This is a genomic window from Nocardia sp. NPDC001965 (assembly GCF_053594175.1).
The window spans coordinates 613,302-637,721 of the sequence record NZ_JBSFDZ010000001.1 but is presented as its reverse complement, the minus strand read 5'-3'; the positions used below and the strand labels follow the sequence as shown (position 1 = coordinate 637,721).

1 protein-coding gene is annotated in these 24,420 nt (G+C 68.3%); it reads right to left on the bottom strand.

The window, feature by feature from the left end; genetic code table 11:
• Positions 1-51: 51 nt before the first annotated feature.
• Positions 52-24,396 carry a LuxR C-terminal-related transcriptional regulator gene (locus ACWCPQ_RS02795; protein WP_449893937.1) on the bottom strand — a complete coding sequence of 8,115 codons (24,345 nt, stop codon included), beginning with the start codon at positions 24,394-24,396 and terminating at the stop codon, positions 52-54.
• Positions 24,397-24,420: the final 24 nt, after the last annotated feature.

The window sequence follows — 24,420 nt, the reverse complement described above, 5'->3', positions numbered from 1 at the left end:
GAACACAATGCGCCGGAGCGGCCGGCTCGTTCCGGAACCGGGGCGGCACGGTCAGGGCACGGCGACGCCCTGCCAGTGGAACCCCTCGAAGAAATCGGCCGCGTTCAATCCCGGCGGCAGATGGTGGGCGATTTCGGCGGGCGTCGGATAGCGGTCGTTCGGAGGGTATTCGAGTTCACCGAGCAGCTGGCGGAGCCCGGCGGTGACTCCGGGGTTCGGGGTGATGGCGAGGTGGGCACGGATACGCAGGCCCAGGGCCCGCATGCATTCGGCCAGGCGGGCGGGATCGGCTTCGTAGTCCCAGTCGATTCCGTGGGAGATCGCGGCGGCTGCCCCTCGGCGGCCGTGGACGGTGACGCCGAGTTTCTCCACCCCGCATCGGCGGAGGTAATCGCGCAGCGCCGGAACGACAGTGCGGCTGACACCGGTGCGTTCGTGCCACGGTTCGATCCACAGCTTGTCGAAACGAGCAGCGAGCCGGCCGCTGTCGTCCCATTCGATGCTCAGGTCGAGATCACCGATTTCGGCGGCTTTTCCGCCGCGGCCGACGAACGTCCCTCGGATCCGGACACCGGATACGAATCCCGCCGGACCCTGACGCAGATAGTCGACGCGGTCGAGCACGAGTTCGACGTCGGGCCCGAACTGTTGCGCCAACCCGGACAATCTCGGCAGGAGTTCGCTCTCCGCGAGGTGTTCGGCCAGCAGATCCGATATCACCGGAACGGCGGTCAGACCCGGATCCGGGTTCGCATCGGTCCCGCGCGGGCTTCGGGGCGCCGTGGCCGCGGTGCTATCGATATCGGCATCGGCGCCGAGTGCCGTGGGCCGGGGGTGCCCCGGATTCGCGGCATGGAGCAGGAGGTCACGGACTGTTCCGAAACTCAGCGGCCGTGCGCCGCGTGTGGGCCACGAGCCGACCGCGTCGGCGTAGGTCCAGAGGGCGAGATAGTCGGAATAGAAGCGGCGGGTGAGTGTCGCGGCCTGGCGCGGGTCGACACGGATCTTCTGGACGAAATTGTTCGAATCGCTGTAGAGCGAGTCCAGGCAGGCTATCGCACGCAACCTGCGGAATTCGTTGCGACCGGGCTCGCCGAATCGCTCGACGATCTCGTTCTCGACCATAGTCCTCACCCGGTCCAGATCCCTGGCCGCCCACGGACTCCAGAAGATCGTCACGTAGTCCCAGAGCTGGTGGCGGATCCCGGTGAGGTTCCAGTTGTCCAGCGCCACTTCGCCGTCCGTGCGCACCCACAGATTGCGGAAGGTGGCGTTGCCGTGGCTCAGGGCCGCATCCCAGGTGGTGTCGCCGGGTACCGAGATCTCGTGCGGCATCGGGATGCCCAGTGCGTCGAGGAAGCTGTGCCGCTGCTCGTACTTGATCCGCTGCATACTCCGGTACAGCTGCTCCTGTTCGGCGACCGTACGCGCCGCCAGGTCGTCCGGGAGTTCGACCTTCTGCAGTTTTCGCAGCTGCCGCAGCAGGCCTTTCAGGGTCTCCCAGCGATCCTCCTCGGCGGTAGTGGGGATCTTGCCCGCTCCCATGCGGCGGATGGAGCTGGCGCCCCGGCTCGCCGGGCCCGACCCCCACGCCGCTACCGTTTCCGGAACGTTCACGCCGCCGCCGCGGGCCAGGTCCTCGGCCCGGCTCTCGGTCAGGTCGATCCATTGGAAGGCCCGGTCGCCGCCGAGCAGTTTGGGATGAGTGGGGTTGGCGGCGAGGTCCTTGTCTCCCGGTTCGGCCGCGACGAGTCGCACTTTCCATACCTTTCCGTCACGATCGCTGACACACCAGACGTGCGTGTAGTGCCCGCGCGCGTGGGCGGGTTCCATGGCTGTGGTCACCGCGAGTTGTACGACCTTTTCCGGCGTCAGCTCGGCGTCCGCGACGGTCTCGTTCGCGGTGGGCAGGAAGTTCACTTTGCGTGGCCGGCCGGTGGGCGTGTGGAATTCGATCGGAGTCACCGCGACGGTGGCGTCGGTGAGATTCTTGCTCGCCCACCATCGGGTGGCGCGCAGTACGCCCGGGCCGAAGCGCCGGTTCACCTCCTGCGGCTGCGCCGGGAGCGAATCCGCGGGATCGGCGGACGCGCCGTCGGGTGCCTGGGACCGGATCGTCGCGGTCAGGGAGGCGGCGGTGGCGGCCCATTTCGCGGGGTCGAGGTCCCAGCCGAATTCGTTCTGCGCGGCCTGCACTCCCTCTTTGCCGGTCACCTCGAGCGAGAGAGTGTCGGCGCCCAGCCGTCGAGCGAGCTCTTCGGCGGCTCCGAGCACGTAGGGGCCGCCGTATTCCTCGGCGAGCAGCGCGAGATCGGCGGTGGAATCCGGCCGGGCGGTGACGCGGCCCGAACGGTCGAGCTCGAAAGCGACGGAAACATGGCCGTATTCGTACGATCCGGCCATCAGGACGGTGCGCATCGTGATCCGGCTCACGATGTCGGTTTCGGTCGGGCCGAGGGGATCGAATCGTGCCGCGACCGGCTCCAGTCGTGCCGGACCGTCACCGCTCTTCATCACGGCCACCGCAGCCTGCAGTTCACCGCTGCCGAAGGCGAGCAGGCTGCGGATCGACATCTGCGGCAGCCGGGAAGTGCTGTCATCGGTCGTCGCATCGGTCGCCGATCCGCCGGTGGCCCGGTGGCCCGGTCGTTGCTGCTCCCGCTGCTGTACGAGCAATAGCGCCCACCGTGCGATATGGGCGCGCACCTCCGCGAGCGTCGGTTCCGGTTTTCCAGCGGCATCGAATACGCGAGTGAGATTTCGATGCAATGCCCGGGCCGCGTCCTCGAGGACCTCGGACTCGCCGTCGAGGAAAGCGGGATCGGCAGCTACTCGCAACGGTAGCCGGAAACTGTCGCCCGCCGCGGATTTCCATGCCTCCAGCACCAGGTACCGGTCGAAATCCGAGACCGCCTGTTCGCCGTAGTACCGCCGCAGCCGCAGCCGGCACCAGCCCTCGACCTCCGCGCGTACAGCGTCGGTGGGCCACGGGTTCCGGCTGGCGAAGGCGACATAATCCCACACCGGTGGGCCCGGCTGCGTGAGCTCCAGATCGAGCAGCGCGATCTGTTCCCCGTTTCGGCCCTGTCGCAGGACATTGCCGAACGTCGGATCGCCGTGGACGGCGCCGAGCCGGATATCCTCGCCGGACGCGGGCCGTACCTCGAAGACCTCGTGCAATCCGGGCATACCCAGGTCGCCGTGGAGCCGGGTCGTCGGTTCCTGCGTATCGTATTCGAGCCGGATCCGGGACACCTCGAGCGCCAGACGCCGCTCCCATTCGACACGGGTGGTGGGGAGGGTGCGTCCGTGCGCGGAATCGTTCCAGTCGTCCGGGTGCAGCGCATGCATCCGATCGAGCTCCACGAACAGTGCTTCCGCGACAGACTGCCACGGTTCGCCCGGGCCGGGGTGACGGCCGTCCAGGTGTTCGTGGATCAGGAAGCTCTCCGGGTAGGCCGCCCGTTCGCCGATATGGTGCAGCTCGGGTACCCGGACTCCGGCCTTGCCGGCCAGCTCCACCGCCAGCGGCTCACCGAAGACGAGGCCTTTACGCGGATCGAAGTTTGGATTGGGGGTATCGGTGGCGACCCGGACCACGACCTTGTGGCCGTTGGGCATCTCGATGACCCATACACCGTGATGGTTCCCGACGAACCACGCCCGGTTACGGACCATCGTCGCGAACAACTCGATCTGTGGTTCGGTCAGTCCCGGATCGTCGGTGCCGGTCTCCGGTCGCACCGGCCGGGGTCCGTGACGGGCATCCCCGGCTGCATTCGATCCGGCTCCCGTGGTGGCCGTGCTCTCTTCGGCATCAGCGGGCAGACCGTGCAGCACACCCCACCATCGGCCGTCGTGCGGCCAATTCTTCGTCGCCCGGCCGAGATAAGCGGCCAGTTCGGCGAAAGCGGGTCGCGTCGAAGCCGGGCGGTCGAACCGGTCGAGGACCGGGTCGGCGACGGTGTCCAGACCGTTCGCGCGGAGCAAATGCACGGTGCTCGCCCGCGATTCGGCGAGGTGGGTGGAGTCGGCGTCCAGCCGGAAACCGTGCTTCGCGGCGATCCGGAAAGCGTCGGGGCCGTGGATCGGCAGTACGATCCGGCCGCCCGCGCCGATCGCCCGGCGTAGCCGGGGCACGAAGTCGGCCATGAAATCTTCCAGGGTCTTTCCGCGTGCGAAGATATGGTCGAACGTCACCGTGATCAGACCGGCGTCGTCCCTGCGGACATGGAACCGCAGATCGCCCTGTTCGAACGAGTACCGGGTGGTTTTCTCGACCAGCGTTGCCGTCACCGTCAGATATCGATCACCCCCCTGTCCGGTGAATTTCGCGGCAGTCGCGTGCAGGGCGCAGGGTGGCCGGCCGTACTGCGCGCCGCACAGGTCGGTGACGGCCGCGAGCAATTCGGCGTCACCGGCCGCAGTGGCCACCGGCAGCGCCGAGTCCGGCCGTGTGGTGGCCGAATGCGCGGGGCCGAGCGGCGCGATCGTTTTCACCGGTAGCGGTTCGGCCCGCCAACTGGCGCGGAGTCTGTCCGCCGCTTTCCACATCAGAGTGTGGACCGCCGCGACGGGGTGGGGTTCCCAGCCGCGCAGGCGGCACAGGCGCTGATAGTCGGAGTAGAAACGCCCTACCAACTTGTCGGCGCGGTCGGGGTCTTGGGCGATTTTCACCGGGTAGCTGATCGAGTCGGCGTAGAGCGAATCGAGGCACGCCATCGTCAGCAGTCGGTCCAGCTCCTGTTCACCCCGGTCACCGAAAAGCGCGCGAACCTCGCTTCGTATCCTGGCCTCGGCCATCTCGGCACGATCCGGCGACCAGTTCGTCCAGAGCATGGTGACGTAGTCCCACAACGGGTGGCTGACCGTCGCATTATCCCAGTCCAAGAGGGTGAGCGTGCCGTCTTCGGCGAGCCTGACATTGTCGAACGTCATATCGTTGTGGTTCAGACCGGGCCGCCACAGATCGTCGTCGGTATCGGGCGACCAGGCCTGATGGGGTGCGAGCTGGAAGAGCTGGTCCAGCCACGGCGCTCGTCGGGAATGATTCCGCCGGCTGAAGTCGAGAAAGAGGTGCAAATGCTCGGTCACCGACCGCCGCTTCCATTCTTCGGGCAGTGGCAGGTCGAGCAGTTTCCGTTTCGCCGCGAGTAGAGCCTCGAGCGTTTCCATCACCGTCCCCAGATCCGGATCGGCCGCATCCGGAGTGCGCCCATCGATGAATCTCCTCACCTGGTACGGGCCCCAGACATAGAGATCCGTCGCGACACCGACCGCGGTCGCCGCCAGACGCTGTGCGTCGGTCGCATCGAACGGCAGCGGCCGGAACCAGCGCCCGACCCCGTCCTCCGGCCGGGGATTGCGGGTAAGGTCCTTCGCCGGGGTCGTTGTCGGGAGGTCCCTGGTCACCACGACCGCGTTGCCCTCGTCGTCCCGGTCGAACCAGGCGAGCTTGTTGTTTCCCTGCCGGTCCGGGGATCGCAGCGCGGCACGCAGCGCGAGCCGGGCGACGGCTTTCGGGTCGAGAGCCCCGCTGCCCTGGTCCCCGATATCGGCCGGCAGGGCCGCCCGGGCGGGCGGTGGGGCAGTGAAACGACGATTCCGGGAGATTTCGCGGCTGGTCCAGACGGAGCCTCCCGCGTCGTTGGCGTCCGCCACATCGATCGCACCCCACCACGAACGCGGAAAGGTAGGAAGCTGCGCGGTGAGTTCGTCGAAATCGAATCCGGCGTCGAGCAACTCCAAGGGTGTGGGGATCTCGCCGTCGCGCAATCGGCTGCGCAGCTCACGGATACCGGGTTGCGGCGAGTCGCCGTCGGCGAGCCGGTCGAGCAGCCTCGTCAGGACCGACTCGATCGTATCGAGGTGCTCGGGGTCCCAGCCGAATCCCGCCCGCGCCGCACCCGGTCCGTCGATGACCTGTAACCGCACCCGGTCGGCACCGGCACGGCGGGCGAAGTCGAGGATCAGGTGATCGTAGGGCGTATAGGCATCGGAAACGTAGCAGACCGCGGTGAGCAGGCCCGATTCATTCAACTCGAGAGTGATCTCGACATCGTCGAATGTTCGGACGCCCTCCATGACGGTCGCTTCGACGGTCATCACGGCGACGACCCCGCCATCCGGTGGGCTCGGGTACTCGATCCGCGCGGCCGACGGTTCGAGTCGCTGCGGGCCGTCCCAGGATTGGGCCAGTGCCAGTGGTTGTTGTGTTTCGGCATATGTCACATGACTTCCGGAGTTGCGGAAGACGGTGAACAATCGCCGCGCCCACTGCGTCTGTGTCGCCGGCTCGGCCCGCACGGTATGCACCGGGCCGGTGGGTGCGGGGACGGGGACGCCGGGTGTGTACGCGTCCAGCTCGCGCTGTGACCATTCGATCAGCAGTCGCCGGGCGTCGTCCTCGGACAGCATTCGCTGCCGGTCCGAACCCGAGGCCCGCCATACATGGACGATATTGCGGTGGAAGGCGCCGACGACCTCGTCGACCGATACGAGTTTGGCGGCGATTTTCCGGGGAAGGCGATAGGCGTCGCCGGTGAGCGATTTACGTGCCTCCAACAATACGTACCGGTCGAAATCGGTGACTGCGCGCGGGCCGTAGTGCTCGGCCAGCATATGTTTGATCCACTGCTCCACCGACGTCCGCTCGGCATCGTCGAGCCAGTCGTTGCCGAGATAGTAACGGGCCCAGTCCCAGGCGACCGGGGCGTACTGGGCGGATTTGGTATCGGTGAATCCGATGCGGCCGTCCGTGCCGCGGCGCATCTTGCGCCGGATGGGATTCCCGTGGGTGAAGCCCATCGAGCTTCCGTGCTCGTCGTCGGTGAGCGGTCGCCACGTGGTGAAAAGTGGCGCCCCGCCGGTCAGGATGTCCAGCCGGTGTTCGACGTCTTCGTGCTCCAGTGCACGCAGCCGGCTCTGTTGTCTGTGGTCCCAACCGTGCTGTGGCCGAAACGTAGTGTTCGTGTAGACCGGGGTGGTATGCAGCCGGAACATCTCCGGGAATACATCGAGTGTGGTGCGTTCCCATCCTTCTTCGGGACGGATCAGGCTGCCCGGTACGTACTCGTGGATCGTGACACGCGTCGCGATACCTTCGATCGATCCCGACCGGCCGGAGTCGAAGAGCAGCCGAGGCCCCTTCACCCGTGCCCGGTGGAATCGCTCCGAGGTCACCGACGCCTCCAGGGCGAGCTCGTCGAGATCGAAGTTGAGCTGTTCGGCCTCGGGGAGATATACCCGCACGGTCAGCATCGGGCCGGTGGCCCGGCCCGGACCGGGCTCGAGTGGGAGGTGCCATACGCCGCATTGGTTCTCGTACTCGTCCGGCGGGCTCAGCCGGACTCGGTCCATCACCCGGAGTGCCTGATCCCGGCTGAATTGCCGTCCCAGGACCCCCGGCTCCGTCTCCACCGCAGGGACCGCAGTGCGGCAGGACTCGCTCAGCCATCGGGACGAGTCCACCAGCGGCACGAACCCCGCCCGCAACAGGTGTACCGGGTCGTTCAGCGAATGATTTTCGGTGTGGTCGCCGATCCTGATCCGGAGTTCGTCCGCGTCGGCCCCGCGCACGAAGTGGCGGATCATGTCCAGGAACCCGCCACGGCCGGGACCCTCACGCAACAGCAGATACGCGGGTACGAAATCGGCGGGTGCGCCGGGGTCCACACAGGCGACGACAGTGCCGTCGGTTCGGAGGTCGAACCGGACGTCCACATCGCCGAACTCCATCTGGCCGATCATCACGACGCAGTGCATTCTCAGGCGTTGCACCACGCCACTCGCGGGGTCGACGGATTCGTATTCGGTGGGTTCTGTCACCACCAGCCGGTGCGGACGGTCGGGGTCGGGACCCGTTTCCTTGCTGACCGAGGCCCGGACCCATTCGTAGCGTTCCCGATCCTCGAGCAGTTGCCGCGCGGTCGGTGAGATCGCCTTCGCCAGGGGTTCATCCGAACGGGGCGTGATCACCACCCGGCTGTCCGCGGCTTGCCAACCCCGACCGGCCAGTTCGGCAAGGTCCGCGAGCACCCGCGGGGCGAGCGGCACACCAGCGATCGGATCATGTGTCATCGGATGTCGGGCGATACCGAGATTCGCCTCCAGCTCCGACGTCAGCTGGGTGAAACCGGCCGTGCTGCCCGCCGCGGTTTCGGCCAACCGGAAAGCCTGGTCGATCGTTGCGATGTGGGCCTCCACCGCGAGATATCGGTGAAAAGCCGCGGTTCCCGCGGCGCCGCGTAGTCGCGTGATGCGCTGGTTGCACCACTGCACCACTTGCGGTCGCACCGGGGGCGGCCACGGGTTGCGGACTATGAACGCCGCATACACCCACTCCAGCGGCCCGGCCCCGGTCAGTTGCCATTCCTGCGCCGTGAGGCCGCTGTCCGGTGCCCGCGTCAGGTTGCCGAGAATCACCCCTGGGTGCATGCGCACCGGATCATCGGTCTCGGGGCCGAGGGCATACGGCCGCAAGGTCTGGTACGTTGCCGGCAATTCCAGGCATCGGAGTCCCTCGCCGAACCCGTCGATCCGTGCTTCCGCGATGCGCAGGGCGCGGAGCACGCCTTTCTCCCACTCGGCCCGGGTAGGGGACCCGACGGGCGGCGGCGCCTCGTCGCGGGTGAGCTGGTCGAACAGCGCCTGCAACTTCTCGACACGCAACGACATGTCCGGGTTCACGAATTCGGTGACCGTAACCGTCTCTCCCGGAACGAATTCGGAAATCACGAGATCGTCGTCTGCGTAGAGGACCCGGGGAGTGCGGGCACCGGAGGATTCCGACGCGCCGGTATCGGCACCGATCTTGCCCAGCGCGCGCGTCATGTCCCGGAGCGCGGAGCCGACCAGAGCGGGCACTCCCGGGCTCACGGTGTCACGGAGGTAGCGGACGAGAACCTGTGCCCCGGTGCGTCCCGGCCGTGGATCCGGGCGCAGCCACAGGTCGTCCGGGCCGTCCTGCTGATCGGGTGGTCGGCTGTGGGTGTCCCGCAGCAGAGCGTCGGCATCTGCACGGGTGAGCCGCGCGGCGGTGTCCGGGTTTCCCGTTCCGGCCGGTCCGGTATCGCCGGTCGTATCGTCTGGATCGGTAGGCGGACCGGTGATCTCTCCGTCGCGTGGCGGGGCCCATTCGGTGTCCGCGCCGGTGCCTTTGTGTACGTCTTCGAGCTGATCGAGGTCGTTGACGGTGAGATAGGCGACGTGGGCCCTCTGGATATCGGTGAATTGCTGCACCCATTTGTCCGCGGTCTGCACCCGGGGGATGGTGCGCGCCTCCGCCACGGTCAGGCCGGGGTCGGCGCCGGTGTGATCGATATTGATGTCGTAGATGACGGCGACTCCGGCGACGTCGGTGACAACGTAGGTGTGCATTGTCGTGCCGTCGTCGACGAGGACCACGGCGGAGTCCACCGCGTTCTCCGGATTCGTCACCGTGTCGACGATGTGCTGGAGCCGGTCGGGCCCGGAACCACTGCCGGCCAGCGGCGCGGGCAGCAGTGTCGCGTTGATCGCCCGCTGGAGGTCGCGCCATTTCTTCTCGCCGGCAGCAGGTGCGGCGGCGCCGTCCGCGCCGAGCGCCCAGAGGAATTGCGCGCTGCCCGCGACGCACTCGTCGATGAGCCGCGCCCGGCCGTTGGTCCACGGTGTTTCCGCGGTCGGCGGTGTGGTCTCCTGTGGCGCGGGCCGGGCCCAGTTGCCGGCGTCACGAAGAAGATCCAGCGCTTCCGCGGTGAGTTCACGCATCCGGTCGTTGTCCACGATTTCTGCCACCGCAACCAGGTGCAGGCGTGTCACAGCCATACCGTCGGCGGCCCGGTCGCGGGCCGCGGTCAGCCTGTCGTGTATTCGCGCGAGCTCGGTAGCGGCTTCGCCGATCGATCGGCCCGCGCCCGGGTGGGCGGCCGCTTCGGCCAGCGCCTCGGCAGCCAGACGAAGATGGTCGAGTCCCGCGGTATCGTCACTGGTGTCGACGAGCTCATGGTTTGCCGTCGTCAGCAGGTCGGCGATGTAATCCGCAGTCGCTGCGGCGAACTCCGGACCCGCTGCTGCACGGGCCTGGGCGAATGCCTCGCCGCGGGCCGGCAGACGGCGGTAGGCGTCTGCCAGCTCGGGGTCGACACGGTACTCTGCGCGCCCGCGCAAGAAGGTGTCGGCGACTTCGGTCCAATACCTGGCTTCTTCACGTTCGGCATCCGACCTGGCCCAGGGGACAGCTGCGGCCAGTCGTTCCGGCATGGTGTCGATCGAGGATACGGGCGTGGGCGCGGCGGCTTCGGCCGGACCGTTGCGCGATCGGGCGAGTTGCTCCATTCGGTAGTTGATCCGCCCGAGCAGCTCGAGCATCGGATGGAGGGGATGGGCCGCGGAGCCGCGGACGGGGACGGCTGCCACACTGTCGAGTACGGCCCGGCCCCCGGCGTACATCTCGCGGGTGACGGGCGCCCAGGCTGCGAGCTGGTCCGCTACTTCGGCCAGCGTTCGCGCATTGAGCAATTCCACGAACTCTGGGCCGCTGAGGTAGGCGAACGGCTCGGCGAATCGCTGACACAGTGCGGCGATCACCGCGTTGAGCAGCAATGCCGGGCCGGTCAGTTCCACTGCGGGCGGCGTTTCTCCACGGCGGACCGCGGCCAGCCGGTCGCTTACCTGCTCCCGCAGGTCCACCATGACCTGCCGCGCTTGCCCAGTGGTCAAGCCTTCGGCCCAGTCGGTCAGCTCCGCAGTTGTGGCCGCCTCCGGGTCCGGCGCCGCCGCGCCGTACTCGGGTGTGACGGTGCCGGCGGACCAGGATTCGGCGCGCCGAGCGGCTGTGGCGGCTTCCGCTTCGTACGAGGTCACCGGCACCTCCGGCTCGGCCGTCCGCTTCGGTACCGCGCCCTGCACGCCTACCGCGGCGAAGAAATCGCCGAGTGTCACCTGATCCCGATTACCCCATTCGACACTCGTACCGCCGAACGCGAGTATCAGTTCTTCGCGGGCGAAGGAGATCTGTGCGGGAGTGAGCAGACCGAAGCGCGCGGCACGAGCGAGATCGATGGTGTCGTGGATCACGCGCTGGATATCCATGAACAGCTTGTAGGTCCGGAATATTTCGGGATCGATTTCGACCTGCTCGAGCAGCGCCTTCCGGAAGGGCCAGTTCGGTGTGAGGTGGTACAGCCGGACCCAGTCGTAGAGTGGATCACCGGGCCTGGTCATCTCGTGATCGACCGGTATGACGGGCCCGCCGGGTTGCTCGATCTGCTCGACGAGATTCCGCAGATGCGCATCGCCGTGGATCAGTGTCAACAATGTGTAGCCGAGCGTGTGGGCCCGTCGCGCGACGGCCGCGAACGGGTCGGTCGGAATACCGAGTTCGCGGAAGAGCTCACCGAGTTCGGGCAGCGCTGCCAGATACAGGGTCGTTTCTTCTTGGATCATGCGGCCCAGGAATTCGGCGCGGTCCGCCGGCACCTTGGGTGAAATATCGTGCAGTGAGGTGAGTGCCGCGACGACCTTGTCCACGCGAATCACCCGACGTTCGGCGAGCGGTGCCGCCCCTTGGACGAATCCGTGTATCTGGACCCCGTCGACAACGCTGCCGTCGGGCATGGTGACACCGTCGACCACCGCGTAGACCGGTGGCACGTTCGCGGCCTTGCGCGCATACCAGGTGAGCAGACGCGCTTCGTCGAGGATCTTGGTATCCGTGCCGCCGGGCTTGGGGAAACGCACCATGAACTCGCCGTTGCCCACCACGATGTTGGTGTTGTTCTTTCCGCTCAGCGTGCTCGAATCTCCGCGCAGCGCCTGCTCGACAAGTCCGCGGGCGATCTCGTCCGGCATTTCCCGGCCCGACTGCCCGCCCAGGGGCCGGTACTGTTGCCGCGGTAGCAGACCGGAGACCACCGGCCGCATGCCGCGGATGACCACATACTCCGGCTCCACGATTCTCACCAGTCTGTTCACCAGATCCCGGACCGCCCCGGATTCCGCCGCACGGCTCGGCTTCGTCGCATTCGGGTGCCGGGCGGCCACTTCGGCGCGCTGCAGACCCTCCCGGAATCGAGCCGTCAGCAGCTCGCGATCCGCATCGGCGAGCTCGTCGAGGCAGTGCTGCAGCTCGGACGAGGTGGCTCTGTGCAACGCCTCGACGCGGCTGTCGATCGGTGCCATGCGTGCGTCCACGATCAGGCAGGTGAGCAGCGACTGCCGGAAATGGGCGAACTCGAGATGCGCCACAGCGAGATCGGTGGCGACCGCGAGAGCTGTGACCGTATCTTCGCCCACTTGCGCGATGACCTCCGCGGTGATCGCGGCGGCGGCCTCGGCGTCGTGGACAACGGCGTGGACCGCATCGAACACGGTGCGTTCCAGCGGCCGCGGGTCCTCGGCATCCCCGGCCGGTTGGTCGATGGCGCGTCGCCCGGCGTCCGGGTCCTCCGCTACCGGCCCGTCGGCCGGGGCCGGTGTCCGTGGCTTCCAGGGGGAAGAACGTGAGCCCGCAGCCATGGTCTGCGTGGGTTTTTCGCCGGCCGCCGGGGTGCGCCACGGCGATGTCCGGGCAGCGGGCCGGCCGACCGTACTCTCGGGTGTGGAACGCGCAGCGTTTCGGGGGGCTCCCGATCCGGGGTTTCGGACCGGCTGCGTTTCCGGCACTGCCGGGGCCTGTTCGGTCTTTTCCGAGGCGGTCGGCGGCAACGGCCGAGCCTCGGCGGGGTGGTACCAGTAACCGACCGCGTCGGCGGCCTCGTGAACCCTGCGAACGAGATCGGGATCGCCGGAACCGCGCAGCGCTGTCTCGGCTGTTCGCCAGGTGACACCGACTCTGCCGGTGACCCAGGCCTTCTGGGGTTGCTTCGTGAATCGGCCCGGTATTAAACGACCTTGGACGAACCGTGGCGGTACGAACCGGTGCTCGGCGAAGGCTGGATCGACGATATCGTCGAACCTGTCGAGGCATCCCAGCCACTGCGCGGCGACCAGTACGCGCTGTGCCGGCTCGGTGTAGCTCGGCCGGTCTCCGGTGAGGACTTCCCGGACCAGCGTCCGGCTCACCCCGGCGAGTGCGGCGATATCGGCATGAGAGGGGCGCCGACCCCACTCGGTAGCCGGGAACCCGAGCAGAAGTGCCGTCCGTCGCCCCAACTCGTGCACCGGGACACCCAGCGCGGCGGCCAACTGACACCGGAGCGCATGCGCCCCGACCGCGTCGACCGGTGCTATCGGTGCCGCGGCGCGTGCGAGCTCGAGATATTCCGCGACGGAGTCGACGAGGTGGCCGAGTTGTTCCGAACCGGTCTCCTCGGCCACCGAGCCCAGGAAGGCGAGCGGTCTGCCTTCGGGCCGGTGCGTGACTCCGGCCGAACGTGGTGGTCCGAGTAGCTGGATCAGCTGATCGACCAGTTCCTCGCTCTGGGCCGTCATCTGGACTCTGAGGTGTTCCCGGCGCGCCGAACCCGACCTTGTCCGCGGGGCGGCGGCGGGGATCTCGGCGATGGCCTGTTCCAGCTCGAGCCGGGCGCCGATCCACCGCGCCAATGGCTCGGACACCGCGGCCACTGTCGCGGGAGTCGCCGTCGTGTCGCGTATGTACTGCTGGACGAGCGACAGCGCCTGTACCACTGCTCCCGGTGTCACCGAGGTCGGATCCACCGCGAACATAGCGGCCAATTCGGCTCGGATCCGGGCGATCCGCAAACCGGACCGAAGTCGGCGCAGTGCGTCCGGCGCCGGTGCTGTCGTTCCGGGCGGCAGTTCGAGTAGCCCGTGACGCTGCGCTGCCAGCGCCAGCAGGACTCTGCTCTCGGTTCCGGCCGAGCGGACCCCGAACTTGCGGTGGAGGGTGGTGAGCAGTGATTGCACGCGATCCCGGCCCACCACGGCGGCGATATCGCTGTTGGTGAGCCCATCCGCGATCATGGTGACGACGCGGGTTTCGACCGGCGACAGTTCGATCCGGTCGTCGCTCTCCGCAGTACGGGCGTCTTCGATCTCGCCGACGCGAACCGCCGCCAGAACGGTGGGTATCACTCTGCTGGTCCCGAGCTTCTTACCCGCGCGTTCGACGTAGCGGTGGACCGTGGCGGGCGAAATCTCCAATTCCCCGGAAGCTTCCGTCGCGGACACACCGCGGGCGAGCAGGGTGAGTGCCGAGCGCTCACGGCTGCTCAGCGGAGCGAGCAGCAGCTCCGCTGCCGACGCGTCGGCCTCTTCGGATTCGTGCGGCGGCTCATCGACCGGCGGTTCGTACTCGAGGCCGTCGAGTGCACCGCTGCTCTGTGCCGCGACCGCCAACTCCATCCGATTGCCGACGCCGAACTTCTCGAAGAGACCCCGAAGAAGTGGTGCCACCCATTTCGGCCCGATCACGGCACCCACGGCCGCATCGGACAGATCGTGTGCCACCATTCGGACGACACGCAGTTCGGTGGGCGACAGGCGAACCGGTGCCGCCGACACGGAGCCGGTGACCGCACCCGTGCGTACGGCCGCCAGCACGGTGGGAATCAGTCCGCTGGTGCCGAATCCGATCTCCGCGGCGGCGATATCGGCACGAACCGATTCGAGCGAAAGCCCCAGTTCCCGAGCTGTTTCCTCGGGAGTACGACCCTGGGCGATCCGATCGAGCACCCGGCGTTCCCGGTCGCCGAGGGGCGTCGGTGATCGTTCTGCGATCCTGGTGCGGAACTGCTGCAGAGTTTCCGGAAGAAACTCCGGGCTGTCTTCGGTGCCGGGAAGAGCTTCCACCAGTAGCCGCAGGATTCGGGACTGTGCGGTGGTGAATCCGGTTCGGCCCGTCACCGGGAGCGCGGAGTCGATGTGCACCCCGCTCGCGGCGGCGAGCGTGGAGTTCAGCCGGGCGAGTATCCGGTTCACCTGGTACGGGGACATCTGCAGGACCGAGGCCAGGAACGCCGCCGATCGGCCGTCGGCCACCAGACCGACCACGCAAGCCTCCTCTTCGGACAGTTCGACATGGCCTACCGGGCCTATCACCCGCTGGCGGGTCGCCTCGATCACCATCGGAATACGGCGGCGCGCACCGAGCTTGCGGCCTGCCGCGTCCAACCTGTCGGTGACGCTGCGCTCGGATATGCCGAGTCGACGCCCGATCTCCGTCTTCGGCAAGCCCTTCGCCGTGAGCACGAGTACGTCGTATTCGCGGGGAGACAGCGTGCCGTGGCGCGCGGAGTGTGACAGCGGACGATTCAGATCCGGCGCGCCGACCGCGAGCAAGCCCTGTTCGAGGGCGGCCGATACCGTCGCGAGAAGTCCCTGGGTGCCGAGCTTCTCGCCGGCGCGGGCCAGGTGCCGGCGGACGATGTTGCGGCCGATTCGCATGGTGCCGGCGATCGAGTCGAGCGTCTTGTCCTGGGCGGCGAGCTGGAGTACTTCGAGCTCGTCGGGAGTGAGTTCGACGGTCGGTGTCGGGTGGGCGGTCGGCCGTACCCCGGACCACCGGCCGGCCGGGGTCGGCCCGTTATCGGGCAATCCTTGGATTTCGCCGTCGTCGCGCGGGGTCGGCAGACCGGGTACTTCGGGATAGCGGTTGGTGAGCTCGCCGTTTTCACCCGGAGTGAGGTACGCGACGAATGCCGCTTCGATGTCGCGGGTGTAGGACTGGGTCCAGTTCTCGTGCGTGCGCACGCGGGGAATATCGACCGAGCTGCCCGAGCGGCCGATATTGGTGTCGAAGACGACGATACGACCGCCGGACCGGCCGTCGACATTGACAATGGTGTAGGAGTGCATCTTCTTGCCGTCGTCGACGAGCACGACAGCGGTATCGGCCTTCCTCCCGAAGCGTCGGATCTCCTCGACGATATGGCCCAGCGGGTCCTCGTCGGCATTGTCGAAATGGGTCGGGACGAGCTGTGTGGCGATGGCCTTCCGGAGATCCCACCAATGGTTCTCGCCGACCCCGAGCTGCGTTCTCGTCCCGAGCCCGAGAGCCCAGATCGCCTCGGCGGTCTGATTGATGCAATTCAGCACTTCCCGGGCGGCCCCGGGCCGGCGGCGTCGTCCGGTATCGGGAACAGTGACAGTGGTCCCGATACCGCGCCGAGTCAGGACGAGCCCCTCGTCGGCCAATCCACGGTAGACGCGTTCGACAGTGGCCCTGGACAGTGATCCGAGCTGCCCCGCGAGTCGAGCCGCCGACGGCAACAGGGTGCCCGGCGGTAGAGCTCCCGAATGGATGGCATCACGGATCGAACTCGATACGACAGTTTGCCAACCGGATTCCGCGGCGGCGGTTGTGAGCTGCTGTAACGATTGCCGCGCTGTGATGATCTGCACCAGCTCGGGGGAACCGGCGGATTCTGCGACCGTCGTGGGTACCGGACCGGGCTCGGTTTTCCCGGCGAGCTTGTTTTTCACGGCGCCGGCCGGCGCCGCATGCGGTGCGTCCGCCGCCCGGCGGCGGATCTGATCGAGGGTGCGGACGTACCACCGGGTGGCGCGGATGTCCTCGAATTGTGGTCGTAGAGCGGTGAACAGTTCACGTACCGTGTCGAATTCCGGCAGTCCGGTTGCGTCGGCGACGAATTCGAGATCACCGTTGTCGTCGAATCGGAAGTGTTCGCCGAGCGGACCGAGCACCGCACGAATTTCCGTGGTCAGCGTCGTCGCGCTCCGGTCGGCACCGGCTCTGTGTTCGTCGCGTTGCCCGCGGTCGCCTTCCCGGCCGGATTCCGCGGCGTCCGCTCCGGCGGGCGGCATCCGCACGGCCGCGGCCAGTCGCGGATCGGCGTCGATCATCCCGGCGAGAGAACGGGCGGCTCGCCGATGGGCTTGCTTGACGGCGTTGTCGGTGCGGTTCGGGCGCGCGGCCGCGGATACCTGTGCCATGGTCAGGCCCTTCAGGTATCGGAGTTCGAGAATTTGCCGATGTTCGGGCTCGAGCCGGGCGACCGCGCTCAGCAGTACGTCGAGTGGAGCGGCGTCGCCGCGGGCGAGTGCGTGGAGTGCCTGGCGGAACGCGGATTCGACCTTCGGGAGTGCGTCGGGGTCCGGGGTCGGCCGGGCACCGGAGCGCTTCGTGGCGATCGGCGGATTCTCGTCGTCCGCGAATTCGCTGATCTCCGCCGCGGGAACGCCCGCCACCCGGTGCGTGGCATAGTATTCCATCGCTCGTATGGTGCGGACACTGTCCCGCAGGGTTGCCGCGGCCTGGTCGGGCGAGAGTCTCTGCCGGTGCAGCAGCACCAGACAGCGGTACTGCGTGGGGTTCGTCGCGCGCAGGTCGTCGAGGCGCTGTCGGAACTCGGAGGTGGTGGTGGCGGCGAGGTTCCGGCCGTAGGGTCCGGTGCGCACGCCGCGGGGCAGGGCCAGCCACAGCCGGTGCCGGAACAGCGCCGACTCGATGTGCTCATGGACCGCCCGTAGGAGGGCCGAGGCCGGGATCTGCCCGGGATTCGCCGATCCGGCGGGTTGCCGCTGCGCCATCCGGCGCAGCGCCTCGGTAGTGATCGTGCGGGCGAGTTGCCGCTGGTGTGCTGGGTCGAGGTCGAGTTCGCCGCACCGTTGTTCGACAGCGGAGAGCGCGAGGGCGAAGGTCTGTTCATCGAGCCGGTACTGCTGGTCCGTTGCGGAATCCGTGACTGCGGTAACGGTCCTGCCGGGCTGCCGCGTGGTACCCGCAGCCGTCAGGGATCCGGCACCGGAAACCGGATTGTTCGCGGTGAGCCCCGCCGCCCGGGTCGCGAGTGCGGGTAGTTCCTCGCGCGGCGCGTTGCCGTACTTGCGGCGCACATTGTCGAGGTGCTTCCGGACGGTTCCCGGTGAGATACCGAGCTCGGTCGCTATCTGATCGTCCGTCCGGCCGACCGCGACCAGTGTCAACACCTCGATCTCGCGCCCGGTGAGCTTGCGCGGTGTCCCGCTGCCCCGCCCGATCACGGTGTGGGAGCCGATAGGGTTTGCCGGATCGATCGCGGTGACCGTCCCGGGCGCCATGGCGCCGACCGGTATCGCGACGCCGGGCTCCTGGAGGGCTTCGTCCAGCCCCGGCCGGCCCACGGGTGCGATCGGTTGCTGCTGCGCGGTACCGGCGGGGTTGCGGGTCCGCTCGTGGGCGGCGGTGGCGAGCCGCTCCAGTGCGGAGATCTGCGCCGCTGCCAGGTCGTCGCCGTGGTGCAAGGCGGTGATCGCGGCTCCGACGAGCCGGCGATCGGCGACACCGATCAGGTCGAGATCGTCGAGCAGGATGCCCTGGGCGACCTCGAACATCCAGTCGGGCACCTCGGCACCGTCTGGCACCGGCCAGTGGTTGCGTTCGGCGAACGCGATCACACCGAGCTGGACGGCGTGGGCCAGGCGCGAAAGTTGGGTATGCGGGGTCCCGCGGGCCGCGTCCCAGCCCAGCAGGGCGAGTACACGCTGGATATTGCCGCGCCCGTAGCGGCGGGCCAGCGCCTGTCCGGCCGCCCTGTCGCCTTGCCGGGCCCGGGAGAGCGCCGACTCGTCGACCGGCGCCTCGTCTGTCGCGACGAAGGGCGCCCGTGCCCCGCCGGGATCGGCGGCGGTGACCGCCGGCCGCGAACGCGACTCGCCTTCGGCCCGGTCGGGGCGGTTGCGCACCCCGTCGGCCGGTACCCATTCCGGCCCCTCGATATCGAGAAGCCCCACGCAGATCGCGGCCGCCACCGTTCCGGCGGGGGTACGGCAGCCGAACCGGACACCGAGCGCGTCGAGGTGCGCCTGGACCTGCGCGGGCCGCATGGACATGATCACCGCGACAGCCTGCGGATCCAGACCCTGTGCGGTGAGGGTCAGCACGCTGATCTGCTCGTCCGACGCAGGTGCTGCCGCGTGCGCTCGTGTCGCCGGAACCGTGGTGATGTCCAGATCGCCGCGGCGCGTCGCCGCGACGACGGCCGCGGCCCGGTTCCGGGCATTCAGTTTTTCCACGGCCTGCCGGGTGATCGCCGCCACTGCCCGCCCTGGCAGGCCCAACCGCTGGGCGACTGCCGCCCGCGTCAGTCCCTGTGCCGTCGCCTCGACGACAGCGAGCTCCGCGGCGGTGAGTTCGGCGGGCGCGCCCGGGATCCCGTACTCCGCGGCTATGGACCGGGCGAGACGGCGCAGCCCGCCCGCGGTGATGGCCCGCACTGTGGTGGCGTGCCAGTGTGCGGCGTCGGCGGTGCGCGCATTGTGCACATACGCGACCTGCTCCGCCGTGAGTCCCCGCTGGAACCGGAGCTGCAGGGCAGTTCGCTGACTCGGCGGAAGGGTGTCCACGGCCCGGCCGAAAAGGGCAATCGGCGCCGTGGCGAGCGCTGCCAGCACCGGGTCGGCGTCGGTGACGCCCGCGAGCGCCGCGTACGCGGCTGCCACACTGCGCTGAAGCGCTCGCAGATCCCATTCGGCTCCGGGCTCGAGTTTCGGTGCGGTCGCCGGATGATCAGCGGCTGTCCGGGATACGAGCGGGGGCCCCGCGGCCGACTGCGGATCGATCGCGGCCGAACCCCCGGTGAGCGCGTTCGGCGGACCGGGCTCGGCGGAATTCTGCGAATCGACCGGTACGGCGGGCACAGCCGGGGCGGCGGCTTCCGCCGGGGTATCGGCGATCGCCTGCTCGGGGGCCGGTGTCGGGGCGGCCGGGATCGCGGCACGATGCTGGGCGTGGACGGCCTGGGTGAGCTGTTCCAGCGCGTCTATCTGTTCCGGGGTGAGCCGCTCGCCGCGCGGCAGTGTGCGCAGCGCTTCGGTGACATGTCCGCGTTCGGCCGGGCCGAGCTGGTTCAGGGTGTCCAGCAGTACGTCCTCGGTGTGTGCGCGTAGCCGCTCGCCCAGTTCTGCCGTCGCCTGCGGGCCGTCCAGTTCCCCGGCGCGGAACCCGGCGAACGCGATCGCGTGCGCCAGCTGCTGAACCGGCGCGGCGGGTGTGCCGGCGGCCGGATCCCAGCCCAGCATGGTGGTCACCTGCTGCAGCGTGCCGGGCCAGTGCGCCTGGACCACGGCCCGGGTGGCCGGGTGCGTGGTGGCCGGTTGCGCGGCCTGGTCTCCGGCGCGGGCCGGAGCCGGCCCGGCCGGCACCGGTTCGGTGGTGGGCACTTCGGCTGTGACACCGGGTGCGGCTCCCGTGGATACCGCGGCGCTCGGGACAGCGGGTGCGATCGCGGGCGCCCGGACCGGTTCTCCCACCGGCGCCTGCTGTTGCGGCTCACCGGTCGCCGAAATCGTCGCTGCCGCGGAACCTTTCGCCCCGGCGTGTTCCGGCGGTGGATGCCGGGCCGGTTGCGGGGCCCCGGTATCGGCGACGCCCTCTGCTGTGGGCGGTGCACGGGAGTCGTGGGCGGCGGCGAGATCGTAGGTTTCGGTCCTGCGGAGACCGAATGGTTGCAGTTTCGCGGTCAGATCGCGGAAATCGGCTTGGGCTTCGGCGAGATTGCGCTGCGCGACCGCGAGGTTGTTGGTCTTCTCGTGAAGTCGTGCCCGGGTCGCCTCGGTGGGAGCCGCGGCGTGTTCGGCCAATGCGGCATGGTGTTCGGCGAGGGCTTCCTGGTGCTGGGTGTAGCGGATGATGGAGATCTGGGCTTCGGGGGCGGACGCGTAGAGGGCGTCGTCGGGGGCGGTGAAGTACTGGACGCTACCGCTTCGGCCACTGCGGGCGGTGCGGTTCTCGGCCTGGATATCGATAGCGCGCGATTCCGCCGAATGGCCGGAGATCAGTACATGCAGGCCGCCGATCGCGTCGATATCCGCGCCGACGGGGATATCGACACCGCGCCCGCCCTGCCGGTTGATGACCAGCACTTTTCCGCGCTGCCCGGCCTCGTGGAAGATCTTCTGTAGTTCGGCGTCGGCGTCGGCGCCGTGGCGGAGGAAGAACTCCGCGTCCACCGCGATGTGCTCGATACCGAGGTCGTCGAGTCTGCTGGAGAGCCTGCCCACCTCGCTGTTGCGGTTGCAGATCGCCAGTAGCGGATTGCCATCGGGTCGACGTCCGGCGATGCTGTGCGCCATGGCCAGCATCTTGGCGTCCTGGTGGCTGATCTTCCCGGGCTCCCCGACCGCGAGGTGATCGTCGAGGATCGTCAGCTTCGACGGTGCGGCGCGCGGGATCTCGACCACATGTCTGACGCCGTGATTGCTCTTCAGCTCCTCGGCGACATTGCTGGCAGTACCGGAGTAGCCGAAGAGCTGATCGCTCTTCTCCGGTGACAGGAGCTCACGGGCGGTGACCGAGGCGGAACTGGCCGGATCGTCCCGGATCCGGATGCCGTGCTTGGCTTCCACGGCCTGGGCCAGCCCACCGTTCCAGCGACTTTCGGTGGAGGTCTCGGCATCGAACATCACTTTGTGTGTTGTCGGATCGATAATGTAGATCTTGTGCGAATCCGGGTTGGGAATCCGCTCGCCGGTGGGGGTGGTGAGGTGTTCGAGGCCGAGTTCGGGATGATGCCACACCACGTAGTTGTCGTTCTCGATGTACTCCCACTCCGCCGTGGCCGCCATGGTCAGCCGATGGGTCTCGGCATCGGTGAGCGGCCGCCCGAGGATATCCTCTACCTTGTGGCGGCCGGCTTCGGTGAGTGCGGTTCCGCCGCCGGTCCGGTCGGGTTCACGGCCGAAATCGAATTCGTTGAGCAGTCCCACCTTCCGGGCATCGGTGAGGAACGCGTGGGCGTCGGTGACCTGTGTGGCGACCTCGCTTCCCGCCGGGTTCCCCGATCCCTCCGACAGGATGAACGTGGTGTCGCCGAAGACCAGGGCCTCGTCGATCTCGTCGACCCCGTTGCGACGCGCGGGAACGATATTGCCACGTAGCTCACCGAATCCGATGTCGTCCATCGTGCCGACGAAAATAGTGGGCCGACCCTCGGTAGGCGTCGCGTACGGTGTGTCCGGGTTCATGCGCACGATATCGAATCCGAAGGAGCCCAGAACCGTCCGGTATTGGCCGAAGGCCTCACTGGCCAGGTAATCCCGGGTGGTGATGATCTTCACCGGGCCGCCGCGCGCGGATATCAGGGCGCCCGCCGCCATGAACACGAGAGTTTTGCCCTCGCCCGTATGCATATTGCCCACACCACTGTCCCGGGCGACCAGCATCGCCATGACCTGGGTCCACCGCAGCACCTTCCCGTCGGGATCGCCGCGCCGGATCATCTCGATGATCGACATCGCCGCTTCCCGGTCGCTGCCGTGCCGGACCATCCACTCCATGCCCTCCGGCGATACGAGGCTCCAATCCGTTGCCGCGTGACCGTTGATCACATCGTCGGTCTCGGCCAGGTATCGAGCCTCGATATCGATCGAGTCGGGGTCCGGTGCGGGTCCGGCGGTCGCGTCCGCCGGCGGCTCGTCCGGCGATCCGGCCTCGGTCCGGCCCTGCGCCGACGCCTCGCCACCGTCGTCGGCGGGCACGTCGGCTTCGTCGACGGTCCGCGCGGGGTCCGTGGTGGGCTTCGCAGCTGTGTCCGGGGCTTCGGTTTCGCTTTTCCATCCTCCCGACTTCGCTCCCGCAGCTTCCGGCGCCGCGCGTTCGTCGCCGGGGACGCGCTGTTCCGGCGATCCGGCCGGTGTGCCGTTCTGTTCGGGCTGCACCGGTGGTCCGGCGTCCTCGGCGGCCGTGACACGAGGGGCTTGCGCCGCTGCCCTGGCCGCGCCCGGTGCTTCCGGCGATGGTTTCGATCCGGCCGCCGCGTCCGTGGACCGTGCCGCAGTACCTTCGGCTTCCGCCGTGAGCGCGCCTTTCGGTGTCTCGGCTTTTTCGGCGACCGGATGTGCCGGCGCGTCGTAGCCCTTTTCCTGTCCCCGTCCGAGCCGGGCGGCGTTGAATTCTTCGGCGGGTAGCCGGTTCACTCCGCCGGTGGCCGGTCCGGCGGGCTTGTCGGGTTTCGCCGCCGGATGCGCCGCGGTGTCCTCGTCACGGCCGAGGCTGTGCAGTGCCGCTGCGCGGTTCACCGGTGGGCCGGGTGGGCCGCCCGGCTGCGCGTTCTCGTCCGCCGCGATCCGCTGCAGCAGCCGGGCGTGCAGTTCCCCGGCCGGCTGCCGCGGGGCGCCGGCGGACGGGGAACCGGGCCCGCTCGCGGACTCGGCGATCGGACCGTGTGGTCGAGGACCGGCGGGCTCGCTCGCGGCACCGGCGACGAGCCCGACCGGAACCGGCGGTGCGGAATCACTTTTCGGCGCGAAAGCCACGGTCTTCGGATGGCTGACATTGTCCGGTAGTGGCACGCCCGGGTTCTTCGGTACCCAGTCGGTGGAGTTGACCTGGGGCGCGGTCGGTTCCTGAACGGATGGCGTGGTCGGTTCCCGGAGCGCCCGCGACAGGATGTCGTTCATGCGCTGCCGGCTCGTTTTCGGCATCTCCGGCGGTGCTCCGGTGGCCTTGCGCTGGTATGCCCGGAGCGCATCGACGAGTGAGACGCTGCCGGGCGCCGAGGTATCCGCCGGGCCGCCGGATACCCCGGCTCCCGGCGGGCGAGGGGGACGTAGGCTCGCGACTCCGTGGCCCGCGGCGCCGAGGAACCCGCCGGCCGCGGCCGGTACGAGTCCTTCGGTGAAGCCCGCAACCGTCAGTTTCTCGCCGGACAGTCCGATCGCCACACCAGCGCCGAAGAGCCCACCCACCAGTCCGCCGAGTATGCCGGTCAGCACGGTGCCGGCGAACTGTTCGGCCACCTGGCCCGTTGTGCTCGTCGCGCGTGCGGCGCGGGCCATGGTGGCGGGAATGATCCAGCGGTCGCCGGCTGTCTTGGCGGCGGCCGCGCCGCCCGCCCCGCCCGCCCCGCCCGCGGCCGCCGCGATGAAGACGGCCTTCTTGTCGACGGCAGCGCGGTCGCCCGCGTCCACCTGCTTCTGTTGCACGGCGTAGTTGACACCGCCACCCTGGATGATGCCGATCTTCACCGCGTTGCCGACCAGTGCTCCGGTGCCACGGTCGGCCACCCGCCTGGCGCCGAGACCGATCAGGTGTTCCAGCAGCCGCCGCTCCGCGAGCTCCAGCGCTGTGCGAGTGCGCATCTCGGCGAGGTAGGCCTGTATCTGACCACCGGCCGCGTATGCGATGGCAGCCTGGACCAATGCCCACAGCAGGATTACCGCGAACGCGATAACAGTCCACTTCTGAAGTTCGAAGGCATTGGCTCCTTCGTACATCTGCACGGCCTGACCGTCGAGTTCGTCGGCCTTCGCGCGTAATCTCTCCGCGAAAGCACGGTATTGCTTCTCGATATCGTTTCCGCCCGCGCCCCGGATGGCCGAACTCAGATTGTCGGCCTTGTGGTCGAGATACAACGCGCGCTCGCGGCATCGTTCGGCCGCTGCCGACAACGAATCGGCCTCGTCCCGCATCGAATCTTCCATGGCCTCGGGAAAGTGGCCGGCCACGATTTCGATGACGACGACCGGAAGCCATGGAGGAAGTCGCAGAGACACACCCAACCCATCAACCACGGCCTACAGGATCCCGAGGCTCCT